The organism is Burkholderia dolosa (genome assembly GCF_902499135.1).
In the GTDB taxonomy this organism is placed as follows: domain Bacteria; phylum Pseudomonadota; class Gammaproteobacteria; order Burkholderiales; family Burkholderiaceae; genus Burkholderia; species Burkholderia dolosa.
The window spans coordinates 83,912-97,068 of record NZ_CABVPR010000001.1 but is presented as its reverse complement, the minus strand read 5'-3'; the positions used below and the strand labels follow the sequence as shown (position 1 = coordinate 97,068).

The 13,157-nt window shown below is 66.4% G+C and carries 13 protein-coding genes; 11 read left to right on the top strand and 2 right to left on the bottom strand.

Annotation, left to right across the window (positions count from 1 at the left end; translation table 11 throughout):
* Nucleotides 1-25: 25 nt before the first annotated feature.
* Nucleotides 26-2,269, bottom strand: a complete 2,244-nt coding sequence (locus BUB20358_RS00435) for a hybrid sensor histidine kinase/response regulator family protein (RefSeq protein WP_035974828.1) — start codon at nucleotides 2,267-2,269, stop codon at nucleotides 26-28.
* A 456-nt stretch (nucleotides 2,270-2,725) separates the two neighbouring features.
* On the opposite strand from BUB20358_RS00435, the gene BUB20358_RS00430 reads away from it, so the two are divergent.
* The 3 genes from BUB20358_RS00430 to BUB20358_RS00420 are packed head-to-tail and all read left to right on the top strand — an operon-like array spanning nucleotide 2,726 to nucleotide 4,648.
* A complete protein-coding gene (locus tag BUB20358_RS00430) occupies nucleotides 2,726-3,094 on the top strand; it encodes a response regulator (RefSeq protein ID WP_006766715.1) in 369 nt (122 codons plus the stop codon).
* Nucleotides 3,087-3,713: a chemotaxis protein CheC gene (locus BUB20358_RS00425; RefSeq protein WP_006766714.1), complete on the top strand. Its 627-nt coding sequence runs from the start codon at nucleotides 3,087-3,089 to the stop codon at nucleotides 3,711-3,713. The genes BUB20358_RS00430 and BUB20358_RS00425 overlap by 8 nt, the downstream gene beginning before the upstream one ends.
* Entirely contained in the window at nucleotides 3,710-4,648 is a 939-nt protein-coding gene (locus BUB20358_RS00420; protein ID WP_035974826.1) for a GGDEF domain-containing protein, read from the top strand. Before BUB20358_RS00425 ends, BUB20358_RS00420 begins: the two co-directional genes overlap by 4 nt.
* Before the next feature lie 27 nt (nucleotides 4,649-4,675).
* On the opposite strand, the gene BUB20358_RS00415 is transcribed toward BUB20358_RS00420, so the two are convergent.
* On the bottom strand, nucleotides 4,676-5,560 hold the full coding sequence (locus tag BUB20358_RS00415) for an alpha/beta fold hydrolase (protein WP_006766712.1): 885 nt from the start codon (nucleotides 5,558-5,560) through the stop codon (nucleotides 4,676-4,678).
* A gap of 201 nt (nucleotides 5,561-5,761) precedes the next feature.
* On the opposite strand from BUB20358_RS00415, the gene BUB20358_RS00410 reads away from it, so the two are divergent.
* From BUB20358_RS00410 to BUB20358_RS00375, 8 genes are all read left to right on the top strand, one after another.
* Nucleotides 5,762-6,094 carry a hypothetical protein gene (locus tag BUB20358_RS00410; protein WP_006766711.1) on the top strand — a complete coding sequence of 111 codons (333 nt, stop codon included), beginning with the start codon at nucleotides 5,762-5,764 and terminating at the stop codon, nucleotides 6,092-6,094.
* Nucleotides 6,095-6,352: 258 nt separating this feature from the next.
* Nucleotides 6,353-7,201, top strand: a complete 849-nt coding sequence (gene hpnD, locus BUB20358_RS00405; RefSeq protein WP_035975402.1) for a presqualene diphosphate synthase HpnD — start codon at nucleotides 6,353-6,355, stop codon at nucleotides 7,199-7,201.
* A 4-nt stretch (nucleotides 7,202-7,205) separates the two neighbouring features.
* Complete coding sequence (hpnE, locus tag BUB20358_RS00400) at nucleotides 7,206-8,459, top strand: hydroxysqualene dehydroxylase HpnE (protein ID WP_006766709.1); 1,254 nt, start codon at nucleotides 7,206-7,208, stop codon at nucleotides 8,457-8,459.
* Nucleotides 8,460-8,470: 11 nt separating this feature from the next.
* Nucleotides 8,471-10,447 carry a squalene--hopene cyclase gene (gene shc, locus BUB20358_RS00395; protein ID WP_006766708.1) on the top strand — a complete coding sequence of 659 codons (1,977 nt, stop codon included), beginning with the start codon at nucleotides 8,471-8,473 and terminating at the stop codon, nucleotides 10,445-10,447.
* A gap of 54 nt (nucleotides 10,448-10,501) precedes the next feature.
* Complete coding sequence (locus BUB20358_RS00390) at nucleotides 10,502-11,158, top strand: phosphorylase (RefSeq protein WP_045552333.1); 657 nt, start codon at nucleotides 10,502-10,504, stop codon at nucleotides 11,156-11,158.
* A gap of 363 nt (nucleotides 11,159-11,521) precedes the next feature.
* On the top strand, nucleotides 11,522-12,007 hold the full coding sequence (locus BUB20358_RS00385; RefSeq protein WP_035974823.1) for an Hcp family type VI secretion system effector: 486 nt from the start codon (nucleotides 11,522-11,524) through the stop codon (nucleotides 12,005-12,007).
* A gap of 94 nt (nucleotides 12,008-12,101) precedes the next feature.
* On the top strand, nucleotides 12,102-12,614 hold the full coding sequence (locus BUB20358_RS00380) for a peptidoglycan recognition protein family protein (protein ID WP_223296957.1): 513 nt from the start codon (nucleotides 12,102-12,104) through the stop codon (nucleotides 12,612-12,614).
* A 62-nt stretch (nucleotides 12,615-12,676) separates the two neighbouring features.
* Nucleotides 12,677-13,018 carry a hypothetical protein gene (locus BUB20358_RS00375; protein WP_123806739.1) on the top strand — a complete coding sequence of 114 codons (342 nt, stop codon included), beginning with the start codon at nucleotides 12,677-12,679 and terminating at the stop codon, nucleotides 13,016-13,018.
* The last annotated feature ends 139 nt before the right edge of the window (nucleotides 13,019-13,157 follow it).

Sequence of the window (13,157 nt, the reverse complement as noted above, 5' to 3'; positions counted from 1 at the left end):
CGAGCGCCACGACGCGCGACGACGGTCAGGAACCGGCGTGCCGATCGTCGCGTGCGTCGCGGATGCCCAGCAGAATCTCGTCGAGCAGCGCGATGTCGAACGGCTTCGACAGCACGCGCACGTTCACAGTACGCGTGCGGTCGAGTTCCTCCGCGTAGCCGGTGACGAGAATCACCGGCAGCTTCTCCGGCCGCTTCCCGATCGCCTCGGCGAGATCGATCCCGTTCAGCCGGCCCGGCATGTGGATATCCGAAATTACCAGATCGAACGCATCGCTGCCGGCCGCGTTTTCGATCAGGCGCAGCGCATCGTCGGCGGTGGCCGCGTAGGTCACGCGATGTCCGAGCAGCGTGAGCAGCGCTTCGGTGCCGGCCGCGACCTCGCTGTTGTCCTCGACGAGCAGCACGTGCAGGCCGGCTTGCGCGCCCGCGCCGTGCGCGGCGGCCGGCGGCCGCGCGACGATGTCCTCCGCACGCGCGCGCGGCAGGTAGAGCCGCACCGACGTGCCGGCGCCGACCGCGCTGTCGATCGTCGCGAGCCCGCCCGAGCGTTCGCAGAACGCGAAGACCTGCGGCAGACCGAGCCCCGTCCCCATCCCCTGCGCCTTCGTCGTGAACAGCGGCTCGAACGCGCGCGCGAGCACGTCGGGCGCCATGCCGGAACCCGTATCGTCGAGCGAGATCTGCACGAAATCGCCGATCAGCGGAAAGCCGTCCTCGCGCCGCAGCGTCACGTTGCGCGCGCCCACGGTGAAGCGGCCGCCCGTCGGCATCGCGTCGCGCGCATTGACGGCGAGGTTGATCACCGCGAGCTCGAGCTCGGCGACGTCGACGCGGATCGGCCACACGCCCGGATCGATCGCGACGACGAGCGACGACTTCGAGCCGAGCGACGTCTTCAGCAACTCGCGGCACGTGCCGAGCCATTGCGCGACGTCGATCGTCTCGCTGTGCAGCGGCTGCTTGCGTGCGACGCCGAGGAGCTGGCGCGTGAGCGACTGCCCGTTCTTCAGCGCGCGCTCGATCGCATCGAACTCCTTGTCGAGATTGTGAACGCCGCGCCGCCGCGCGATCTGCACATTGCTCGAGATGATCATCAGCAGGTTGTTGAAGTCGTGCGCGACGCTGCCGACGAGGTTGCCGAGCGCCTGCATCTTGCGCGATTGCCGGTAGGCCGACTCGATCGAGCGCCGCATCGACGCTTCCGCCTGCCAGCGATCCCACGCCTGCTCTTCGGCCTTCAGCCGCTTCAGCGACAGCCAGATCACGCACCACAGCGCGACCGACGGCGCGAACATCGACAGGAACAGTACGCTCAGGTGTTCGTACCATTCATGCCAGATCGCGGAGGTCCGATACGCGCAGGTCACGTACACCGGATAGCTGCCCACCTGGCGATACGCGACGATCTCGCTGCTGGCGCCGTCGTGCCGCACGTGCACGACGCCGGCGCGCGGATCGTTGTGCGGGTTGCCGAAGGTCGCCGCGCGATCGGTGTGCGCGCGCGACGGCGGCGGCGGATACGATGCGATCACTGCGCCGTCGGAGCGCGCGAGCGCCATCGTCATCGGCGTGGCCGCCCCGCCGAGCAGGTCGCGATAGAACGCGCTGAAATACGACGACTTCAGCGCGATCGACACCATCCCGGCGAACGAACCGTCGCTGCGCCGTCGTGCGATGCCCGTGTTGAACACCGGAATGTTCTCGAGCTTGAGCGGCCCCATCATCAGCTTCGAGATGTGCTCGATCACCTTGCCGTCGCGGATGCCGGCGAAGTCGTCGCGGTTCGCGATCGACGCATAGGGCGCCGGATAGTAGAGGCTGTTCGCGAGCAGCATGCCGCTCGCGCCGAAGATCGACACGGCGGCGACCTGCGGATAGCCGCCGCCGATCGTGTTCAGCGCGTCATGGATGTCGGCTTCCTGAGCGCGGATCGTCGCATCGTTCATGTCCTGCACGAGATCGACGATGCGCGCATCGAGCGTTTCGGTCAGATCGAACACCTTCAGCGCATGCTCTTCGGCCACGCGCACGGTGCGCATCGTCACGTCGCTCGCGGCGGCTTCGCGCGCCTTCAGGTCGTTGTACGCCATCACGACCACGTAGATGCACGGCAGCACGATCGCCGCGACGAGCAGCACGATCAGCGTCACGCGCCGCACCGCGAAATCGTGCTCCGGCGCGCCGGCCGCGTAACTCGTATCGTCCTGCCAGTCGTCGGCGGGCGGGGAAGCAGGAGCGCGGGAATCGGCGGGCCGGTCGGACGTCATTGAAAAAGGGTGAAGCGAAGGTGCCTGCCATCATAAACGAGTTGCCCACGCGTTCCGTGTGCGCAGCCTGACGATTCCGACAGCGGCGCACCGTCAGATTGAAAACGCGACGAATCCGGAAGCGCAAACGTACACAAAGAAAAATTTTGCGTACTTATCGTGGAAATGATCGCGGCTGTTTTCCGAATGACCGGCGATCGAATCGATTCTGTCCGAAATAGTAAAAATGGCGAGTTGCACCGCCTCCGGTTTACTCAGAGAATCGCGCCTTGATTTCCCTATGACAGAAATATGCGCTCGCCGGCATTCGCCGCGCGGCGCGTCGCGCGCATCCGTGCCGCGGCGCCCGCGTGCGGCTGCACGGCGATTGCCCGCGCCCGATCGCACGGCATCTCAAGAAGCGCGCCGCGCGGTCGTTAACGCGAGAGAGACCATTCCGTATACCGCTTCGCCGCCATGCCTTTGCCGATTGTGATTGCCGACGATTCGCTGCTCGCTCGCAAACTTCTGACAAAGGCGCTGCCGGGAGACTGGGACGTCGACGTCGCCTATGCAGCGAATGGTCGAGAGGCGCTGGCGCTCTATCGCGACGGCAAAGCTTCCGTGATGTTTCTGGATCTGACGATGCCCGACATGAGTGGCTATCAGGTGCTGGAGACACTGCGCGACGAGGATATGAACACGTTCGTGATCGTGGTATCCGCCGATATCCAGCCGCAGGCGCAGGCCCGCGTGCGCGAGCTGGGCGCGATCGCGTTCGTTGCCAAGCCCGTGACGTCGGAGGCGTTGCTGCCCATTCTCAAGGAGTATGGGTTGTATGCCTGAATCGGTGTTCACGGCGGAGCAACGCGACGCGTTGCAGGAGATCGCCAACCTCGCGATGGGGCGGGCCGCGGCGCGGCTCGCGTTGCTGCTCGGGCGCTTCATCGAGCTGTCGGTGCCGCGCGTGCGGGTCGTGAAGGCGGCCGACGCGGGCGACGCGCTGCGCGAGATGACGGGAATCCACGACAACGTGACGGCCGTGCGGCAGGGCTTTCGTTCCGACATCAAGGGCGAGGCGATCGTGCTGTGCCGCAGCGTGGGCGTCGGCCGGCTGATGTCGCTCGTCGATCGCACGTTCGGCGACGGCATGCACGGCGGAATGGCGACGCAGGACGAACTCGTGTTCGACGTCGCGAACGTGCTGATGGGCGCGTGCGTGTCGTCGATCCTCGACGAGCTCGGCCGCAAGCCGGTGTTTTTTCCGCCGGGGCTGCTCGGCGCGAACGTATCGTTCGACGACGTGTTTCAGCCGACCGGCCTCGCATGGAGCGTCGCGCTGCTGCTCGAGGTGAACTTCGGGCTCGAGGACCACACGTTCCGCGCGCATTTCGTGATGCTGATGGCCGAGGATTCGATGCGGCTGATGGGCGACGCGCTCGACGCGTTGCTGTCCGCGCTATGACGGCCGGCTCGCCGTCGCTGAGCGACCTCGTGATCGAGCGCGTGGGCTTCGGCCTGTTCGTGCTCGATCGCTCGATGACCGTGCTGATGTGGAATCGCTTCATGCAGGACCACAGCGGCATTCCGGCCGCCGACGTGATCGGCCGCAACCTGTTCGAGCGCTTTCCCGAGCTGCCGCGCGCGTGGCTCGCGCGCAAGGTCGAGAGCGTGTTCCAGCTCGGCAGCTTCGCGTTCAGTTCGTGGGAGCAGCGGCCTTACCTGTTCCGCTTCGAGCACGACCGGCCGATCACGGGCGGCGTCGACTACATGCAGCAGGACTGCACGTTCATGCCGCTCACGCGCGGCCGCGACGTCGAAGCCGTGTGCGTGACGATTTCGGACGTCACGCACGTGAGCGTGATGCAGCGCGAACGCGAGGAGGCGGTGGCGAAGCTGCGCGAGCATGCGAATCGCGACGGGCTGACGGGAATCGCGAACCGGCGCTTCTTCGAAGCGCGGCTCGGCGACGAATTCGCGCGCTGGCAGCGCTACGGCGGCGATCTGTCGGTGCTGCTGTTCGATCTCGACCACTTCAAGACGATCAACGACCGCTTCGGCCATGCGGTCGGCGACGCGGTGCTGCGCGAGACGGCGCGCCGCGTCGCGTCGATCGTGCGCGCGCAGGATACGTTCGGCCGCTTCGGCGGCGAGGAATTCGCGCTGCTGCTCCCGTGCACGAATCTCGACGAGGCGATGCTCGTGGCCGACAAGGTGCGCGATGCGATCGGCAATGCGCCGGTCCATGCCGAAGGCGCGAACGTGCCGGTGACGGCGAGCGTCGGCGCCGCGTGCGCGAAGCCGGGCGCGCCGACGTGCGACGTGCTCGTCAACGAGGCCGACGCCGCGCTCTATCGCGCGAAGCGGCTCGGCCGCGATCGGTCGGTCGCGTACGCGTAGCCGGCCGCGCCGTGCGCGTTCGGCCGTTCAGCTTTTCGCGATGTCGGCCAGCACGCCGGCCAGCACCGCCGGCTGCGACACGAACGGCGAGTGACTGCTGTCGAGCTGGTGCACGTGCGTCGGATTGCCGGGCGCGAACGCGTCCGCTTCGTCGATGAAGCGCTGCTGCAGCGCGGGCAGGATCACGCGATCCTGCAGACACTTGATGTAGTGGCGGTCGATCGCGCCCCACCGCGCGGCCGTCGTCGGGATCGCGGTCGCGAACGGCGCGGCCGGCACGTCGCAGCTCATCAGGTTCGCGACCGCATCGAAATCCGCCTGCGGCACGTCGTCGTACAGCGCGCGCTTGACGGTTTCGCGGTACGCGGCGTCGCCGCTGCGCGGATCGATCCGCAGCGCGCCCGCGACACGCGGACTCGCGAGCATCAGCGGGCCGAGCATCTCGCCGCGGTTTTCGGCGGCACGCACGTAGTCGAGTCCCGGCACGCCCGATGCCGGCATGAACGCCGCGAGATACACGAGCTTCGCGATCTTCTCCGGCGCGCGTTCGGCGGCTGCCGTGATCGCGAGGCCGCCCATGCTGTGACCGACGAGCACGACCTTGCCGCGGCCGAGCGCGTACGCGTCGTCGACCGCCTGCAGCACGTGCGACGCGTAGTCGTCGAGCGTCGTGTTCGCGACCGGCGACGGCTCGGCGCCGAACGCGTCCTTGTCGAGCGGCCGTTCGAGGTAGGACGCGGGAAAGCGGGCGTTGATGCCGTGTGCGGGCAAGTCGCGTGCGATCGACAGATGGCCGCGCGCGGCCAGCGCGGCGGCGACGTGCGCGAAGCACCACGCGCCGTGCCATGCGCCGTGTACCAGCACGAAGACCGGATGAGCGGCCGGCGAGGTCGCGGTAACGTTCGTCTCCATGATGTCCGTATCTTGTTCGGGAAAGCCGTCATCTTAGACGAACGGGTGCGCGTGCAAAGACCGCGGCGGCGCAAGCGCGGGCGAGCTGCGGCGGTCTGGTCGCGCTCGCCCGTTGTTTCGCACAGGCAACATTTCATCCGAATCTGATTTGAATTTTCGCCAAATCGCGCTAATTTGGCGCTTTGCTTCCGATCGCGCCCCATGAACGTCGACTATCTCTTCTACCGGAAGCCGGACAAACCGGGTCCCTATTCGCTCGACGACCTCGGCGACGTCGCGCCGCCGATCGGGCCGAGCGATGCGATCCGTGCCGGCATCGCGCGCGTGTTCGAGGAAATCCACTGGCAGGAGTCGCCCGACGTGCCGGGCGCCTGGTTCGGCACCGGCGGCGCGGTGTTCCAGTTCACCGCGGAGCCCGACGGACGCGTGACGAGCTTCATGGGCTCGCGCCTCGAGCGCCGCTCGATGCTGCAGCTGACCCGTGAAATGGGCCTCATCGCGCTCGACCTGCAGCGCGACATCGTCTACGGCTGACTCGATCGCGCATCGCCCGCCGGCAGTCCGGCGGGTAGGCCCGCACGGGCCGGCCGCGAACGGTCGCCGGCGCGGCGGGTGTCCCGCCATCGGCCTTCAAAGATTGCTATACTTTCGCCCAATTCCGGCTTCCGGCCGGTAATTTGTGCCTGTCTGCGTCGATCGTTCGCATATCTCGCACGCATTTGACGCCCTGACCATCCCAGCCGGGCATGGCTTCTTCAATCGCCCCGCGTGGGTGTCTCCGTGGAGCTCGTCTTGGCCGTTTCCAATCTCGTCGTGGACGAACCAGAAACCGACGCCGCTGCCGTCACATCGGGCAGTTCCTTCTATCTCGCGATGCGCATCCTGCCGGCCGCGCAGCGCGACGCGATGTTCCAGGTCTACGCGTTCTGCCGCGCGGTCGACGACATCGCCGACAGCGACTTGCCGCGCGCCGAGCGCAGCGCGGGCCTCGAGCGCTGGCGCGCCGACATCGACGCCTGTTTCGCGGGCCGCCCGCCGCGCCATCTGATCGCGCTCGAGCGCGAGATCCGCGCATTCAACCTGCAGCGTGACGACTTCCACGCCATGATCGACGGGATGGCGATGGATGCCGCCGAAGACATCTGCGCGCCCGACGAGCCGACGCTCGACCTCTACTGCGATCGCGTCGCGAGCGCCGCGGGCCGCCTGTCGGTGAGGATTTTCGGGATGCCGGAAGCCGAAGGGATCGAGCTGTCGCACCACCTCGGCCGCGCGCTGCAACTGACGAACATCCTGCGCGACATCGACGACGACGCGGCGATCAACCGCTGCTATCTGCCGCGCGAACTGCTGCAGCGCGAAGGAATCGCGATCGCCGATCCGGCGACGATCGCACGCGAGCCGGCGCTGCCGCGCGTGTGCGCGACGCTCGTCGATCGCGCATACGCGCACTTTCGCGCGGCCGACGCCGTGATGGACACCTGCGCGCGTGCGCAGGTGAAGGCGCCGCGCATCATGTCCGGCGCGTATCGCTGCATTCTCGAAGCGGCGGTCGCACGCGGCTTTGCGGCGCCGCGCGCGCCGCTGCGCAAGCCGAAGATGCGCATGCTGCTGACCGCCGCGCGCTACGCGCTGTTCTGAGCCGATGCCCAGAACCGTCCACGTGATCGGGGCCGGACTCGCGGGCCTGTCGGCCGCCGTCGAGCTGCAACGCCGCGGGCGGCGCATCGTGCTGCACGACGCGCTCGCGCATGCGGGCGGCCGCTGCCGCACGTGGTTCGACGCGACGCTCAATGCGACGGTCGACAGCGGGCTGCACGCGATTTTCGCGGGACAGCCCGCGACGCAGCGCTACCTGCGCGCGATCGGCGCGGCCGATCGGCTCGCCGGTCCCGCGCTGCCCGAGTGTCCGGTCGTCGACGTCGCGTCGCAGCAGCGCTGGACGCTGCGCTTCGGTAACGGACGCTGGCCGTCGTGGCTGTTCGACGCCGCATCGCGCGCGCCGGGCACGACGCCGCTCGACTATCTCGCGCTCGTGCCGCTCGCGTTCGCGCGCACGGGCCGCTCGCTCGCGCAGACGATGCGCTGCGACGGCGTGCTGTGGGATCGCTGGCTGCGACCGTATTTTCTCGGGGTGCTGAACGTCGAGCCGCGGCACGCGAGCGCGGAGCTCGCGCGCGCGGCGCTGTGCGGCACGTTTGCCGCCGGCGGCTCCGGTGCGCGCCCGCTCGTCGCGCGCGACGGGCTCGGCAGCGCATTCGTCGAGCCGGCGCTGCGGCTGCTGCAGCACGGCGGCGCGCAGATCCGGCTGAATTCGCGGCTCGATGCGTTCGAATTCGGCGCGCACCGCAATGCGGTCGATGCGATCGCGATCGGCGGCGAGCGCATCGATCTCGCACCGGGCGACGCGGTCGTGCTGGCCGTGCCGCCGGAGGCCGCGCAGCCGCTGGTGCCGGATCTCACCGCGCCCGACGCGTTCGGCGCGGTCGCGACCGCGTATTTCGCGGTCGAACCGCCGGCCGGCACCGCGCTTCAGACGACGGTCGTCAACGGCGTCGTCGACGCGGTGCGTGCCGGCATCGGCCAGCTCGCGGCGACGATCCGCGATGCGGGCCGCTGGCTCGACACGCCGCGCGACGCGCTCGCGAAGCGGATCTGGGAAGACGTCGCGCGCGTGACCGGCGCGAACGCGGAAACCGTCCCGCCGTGGCAGCTCGTTATCGAGCCGCGCGCGGGTTTTGCGGCGGTGCCGTCGCAGGAAATGAAACGTCCGGCCGTGCGTACGCGCTGGACCAATCTCGTGCTGGCGGGCGACTGGATTGCCACCGGCTTGCCCGCCACGATCGAGGGCGCGATCCGTTCCGGCCAGCTGGCCGCGGACGCGCTCCAGACACAATAAGAGAGGGACCGATGAACGATCTCACCGATATGGCTACCCTGTCCGCCGGCGCCGCGCCGGCGGCCGACCTCGACGCGGCCGTCGCCCGCGCGACCGACGCGCTGCTGGCTGCGCAGAACGCGGACGGGCACTGGGTCTACGAACTCGAAGCCGATTCGACGATTCCGGCCGAATACGTGCTGCTCGTCCACTATCTCGGCGAGACGCCGAACCTCGAGCTCGAACGGAAGATCGGCCGTTATCTGCGCCGCATCCAGCAGGCGGACGGCGGCTGGCCGCTGTTCACCGACGGCGCGCCGAACGTCAGCGCGAGCGTGAAGGCGTATTTCGCGCTGAAGGTGATCGGCGACGACGAAAACGCCGAGCACATGCAGCGCGCGCGCCGCGCGATCCACGCGATGGGCGGCGCCGAGATGTCGAACGTGTTCACGCGCATCCAGCTCGCGCTGTACGGTGCGATCCCGTGGCGCGCGGTGCCGATGATGCCGGTCGAAATCATGCTGCTGCCGCAGTGGTTCCCGTTCCATCTGTCGAAGGTGTCGTACTGGGCGCGCACGGTGATCGTGCCGCTGCTCGTGCTGAACGCGAAGCGTCCGCTCGCGAAGAATCCGCGCGGCGTGCGCATCGACGAGCTGTTCATCGATCCGCCGGTCAACGCGGGGCTGCTGCCGCGCCAGGGCCACCAGAGCGCCGGCTGGTTCGCGTTCTTCCGCGTGGTCGATCATGTGCTGCGGGCGGTCGACGGACTGTTCCCGAAATACACGCGCGAACGCGCGATCCGCCAGGCCGTGTCGTTCGTCGACGAGCGCCTGAACGGCGAGGACGGCCTCGGCGCGATCTACCCGGCGATGGCCAACGCGGTGATGATGTACGACGTGCTCGGCTACGCGGAAGATCACCCGAACCGCGCGATCGCGCGCAAGTCGATCGAGAAGCTGCTCGTCGTGCACGACGACGAAGCGTATTGCCAGCCGTGCCTGTCGCCGGTGTGGGACACGTCGCTCGCGGCGCACGCGCTGCTCGAGACGGGCGATCCGCGCGCCGAGGATGCCGCGCTGCGCGGCCTCGAATGGCTGCGTCCGCTGCAGATCCTCGACGTGCGCGGCGACTGGATCTCGCGCCGCCCGAACGTGCGGCCAGGCGGCTGGGCGTTCCAGTATGCGAACGCGCACTATCCGGACGTCGACGATACGGCGGTCGTCGCGATGGCGATGGACCGCGCGCAAAAGCTGAGGCAGTCGGACACGTACCGCGAGTCGATCGCGCGCGCGCGCGAATGGGTCGTCGGGATGCAGAGCAGCGACGGCGGCTGGGGCGCGTTCGAGCCGGAAAACACGCAGTACTACCTGAACAACATTCCGTTCTCCGATCACGGCGCGCTGCTCGATCCGCCGACGGCCGACGTGTCGGGCCGCTGCCTGTCGATGCTGTCGCAGCTCGGCGAGAGTGCGCTGACCAGCGAGCCGGCGCGCCGCGCGCTCGACTACATGCTGAAGGAGCAGGAGCCGGACGGCAGCTGGTACGGCCGCTGGGGGATGAACTACGTGTACGGCACGTGGACCGCGCTGTGCGCGCTCAACGCGGCCGGCCTCGGGCCGGACGATCCGCGCGTGAAGCGTGCCGCGCAATGGCTGCTGTCGATCCAGAACAAGGACGGCGGCTGGGGCGAGGACGGCGACAGCTACAAGCTGAACTACCGCGGCTACGAGCAGGCGCCGAGCACGGCGTCGCAGACGGCGTGGGCGCTGCTCGGTCTGATGGCGGCCGGCGAAGTGAACAATCCGGCGGTCGCGCGCGGCATCGACTATCTGCTTGCCGAGCAGAAGGAGCACGGGCTGTGGGACGAGGTGCGTTTCACGGCGACCGGCTTCCCGCGCGTGTTCTATCTGCGCTATCACGGCTATCGCAAGTTCTTCCCGCTGTGGGCGCTTGCGCGCTACCGCAACCTGAAGCGCGCGAACGCGACGCGCGTGACGGTCGGGATGTAACGCGTGTCGGCGTCGCAGCACAACGGCACGTTGCCCGTCATCGCGGTGACGGGCATGGCGTTCGAGGCGCGCATCGCGCGCGGCGACGGCGTCGACGCGGTGTTCGCCGCGCGCGCCGACCGGCTCGAGCGTGCACTCGCCGACGCGACCGAGCGTGGCTGTGCGGGCATCGTGAGCTTCGGTACGGCGGGCGGTCTCGCGCCCGATCTGCCGCCCGGCGCGCTCGTGATCGCGGACGCGATCGACGGGCCGTTCGGCCGCGTGCAGACCGATACGGGCTGGAGCGCGCGACTCGTCGCCGCGCTGCACGACACGCCGGTGTGGGCGCGCGTCGCGCGCGGCGCGATGGCGGCCGTCGGCGCACCGGTGATCAGCGAGCAGGACAAGACGTCGCTGCATCGCGCGAAGGGCGCGCTCGCCGTCGACATGGAGTCGCACATCGCGGCCGCGTTCGCGGCTGCCCGCGGCGTGCCGTTCGCGGTGTGCCGCGCGATCGTCGATCCCGCATGGCGGACGCTGCCGCGCGCGGCCACCGCCGGGCTGCGCGAAGACGGCAGCACGGCGATCCTGCCGATCCTGCGCGAACTGCTGAAGCAGCCGTCGCAGCTCGGCCCGCTGCTCCAGGTGGCGGCGGACGCGCGCGCGGCGCGCACGACGCTGATCCAGGCGCGGCACGCGTTCGAACGTGCGGGTGCGCTGCGGATCGGGTGAGCGACACCTTCGGCTTACGCTTCTTCCTTCCTTTTCTCCTTCCGTTTGATCGGACGCAGCCGGCACATGCGCTGCGCGATCGCTTCCCGTCTCCGTCCGTGGTGCGGCGGCGCGCTCGTCACGCGTGACGCTTCTATCGCGTCGGCCCCGATAGTGGCCCGGCTATTTGTTTTCGGCATTCTGCTTCGAGCACGATTTCAGCAAACGGCAGCGGAAGCGCTCTTTGACGATTGATCGGTTTCATGCGCCGGTTTTCCGCTGCGACGTCGTCATATTCGGCTTTTTCGGTTTTGTCCGATTGACGCGTCGTAGGCCGTCTTTCATCGTTCGCTTGGTTTGATTCTTTATTCAACCGGGGGACTAATGGCGCAGGATATTTTCTTGAGACTGACGGGTATAGCGGGCGAATCGACAGATCGTGTCCATTCAAACGAAATCGAGGTTCTGACGTGGGATTGGTCGGTCAGTCAGCAATCCACTATGCATATGGGAAGCGGCGGTGGCGCAGACAGATGTACCGTCGACGATCTGACCTTCGAGCATTACATCGACCGCGCGACGCCGAATCTGCTTCAGTATTGCGTGACGGGAAAACATATTGGAAGCGCGGTGCCGGTGATGCGCAAGGCTGGCGGTACCCCGCTCGAATACCTGACGATCACGTTGGAGGACGTGCTCGTTACCGAAGTCAAACAGGTTGGCAACGTCACCATGCGCGCTCCGCGCGAAGAGATTCGACTGTCTTTCGCTCGCGTCAGGCAGGAGTACGTGATCCAGAATGCCGGAGGCGGCAGTGCCGGGGCGGTAAGTGCGGCGTACGACATCAAGACCGGTAGGTCTTTTCGATAGCGAGGGGCATGCAATGCTATTTATTTCAAAACAAGGTCATGTCGACGCTGAATGCATCAAGCTCAAGATTTTTCCCATGATCGAGCGTGGTCCGATGGTGAAAGTGAATGGAATCGTTGTTCACCAGACCGACGCGACCACGGCCGCCAGTTCCTTTAACAGCTATGCAGAAAACGGCGCAAACGGAGCACACTTCCTGATAGACAAGAACGGAACCATTTATCAGACCGCGTCAGTGTACAAAAGAACGAACCACGTTGGCTTGCTTAAATCTCGATGCCTTATGAAACGAAAATGTAGTCCATCGGAGTTCAAGAGAGTATCGGACATGAAAGGGAAATATGCAAAGCTGTCGAGATGGGAGCATGGGAAGAGTTTCCCTGACCGATATCCAGGGAATGTCGACTCTATCGGTATAGAAATCGTCGGTCGCATGGATAGAAAAACAGAAATATACGAAGCGGTAAATGAGAGGCAAAACGAGTCGTTAAAGTGGCTTGTGAAAGAGCTTTGCGTCACGTTGGGGATATCGTTTGCGGAAATATACAGACATCCTGAGGTGTCGTACAAAATGGAAACCGAGGCGAGGACTGCAAAATGGGATTGATATACAAATCACTGTTGCTCGCATGCACGTCTCTGTTCTGTATCTCCACCCACGCACGCGGAGTGGCATCCATCGAAATTCGAGAATATGGAAAGAGTCGTGACGCCGACGCCGCAAGCGAGTGCAAAAAATTTCGGCCCACCGTCAAGCAACTCCGAAATTTCTTCTCGAAGGCCTACCCTGTAGAAGGATATATGTTCACTCACGAACGCTATTCGTCGTGCTATGCGACGGGAGCGTTGAAGTTCAGTGACGGCAGTTCGGGGACATGGCAACTGTCATCAAGCGGTGTTGCAACACTCACGTTTACAAGAGGCGATGTCGTGACGCTTTATTACAAGAACAATAAATGGCGCGACCCGTTTGCTTGTACTTATGGGCTTGGCGAGGCCGGAGATTGCTAGCTTTGCGAGATCATCGCCAGGTTCGGCTCCGTGGCGGCAGTGCCCGAATCGTGGAGGTCGCAACGGCGGCGTCGACTAAAAAAAGAGCGCCGCGTATTTGCGGCGCTCTTCGGCATGTCGCGCTATCGACCGCGCGATG

Coding starts and splice junctions, on each gene's coding strand:
- BUB20358_RS00435 (WP_035974828.1), bottom strand. CDS start 2,269: ATGACGTCCGACCGGCCCGCCGATTCCCGCGCTCCTGCTTCCCCGCCC.
- BUB20358_RS00410 (WP_006766711.1), top strand. CDS start 5,762: ATGAACGTCGACTATCTCTTCTACCGGAAGCCGGACAAACCGGGTCCC.
- BUB20358_RS00380 (WP_223296957.1), top strand. CDS start 12,102: ATGGTGAAAGTGAATGGAATCGTTGTTCACCAGACCGACGCGACCACG.
- BUB20358_RS00390 (WP_045552333.1), top strand. CDS start 10,502: ATGGCGTTCGAGGCGCGCATCGCGCGCGGCGACGGCGTCGACGCGGTG.
- BUB20358_RS00415 (WP_006766712.1), bottom strand. CDS start 5,560: ATGGAGACGAACGTTACCGCGACCTCGCCGGCCGCTCATCCGGTCTTC.
- BUB20358_RS00420 (WP_035974826.1), top strand. CDS start 3,710: ATGACGGCCGGCTCGCCGTCGCTGAGCGACCTCGTGATCGAGCGCGTG.
- BUB20358_RS00385 (WP_035974823.1), top strand. CDS start 11,522: ATGGCGCAGGATATTTTCTTGAGACTGACGGGTATAGCGGGCGAATCG.
- shc (WP_006766708.1), top strand. CDS start 8,471: ATGAACGATCTCACCGATATGGCTACCCTGTCCGCCGGCGCCGCGCCG.
- hpnE (WP_006766709.1), top strand. CDS start 7,206: ATGCCCAGAACCGTCCACGTGATCGGGGCCGGACTCGCGGGCCTGTCG.
- BUB20358_RS00430 (WP_006766715.1), top strand. CDS start 2,726: ATGCCTTTGCCGATTGTGATTGCCGACGATTCGCTGCTCGCTCGCAAA.
- BUB20358_RS00425 (WP_006766714.1), top strand. CDS start 3,087: ATGCCTGAATCGGTGTTCACGGCGGAGCAACGCGACGCGTTGCAGGAG.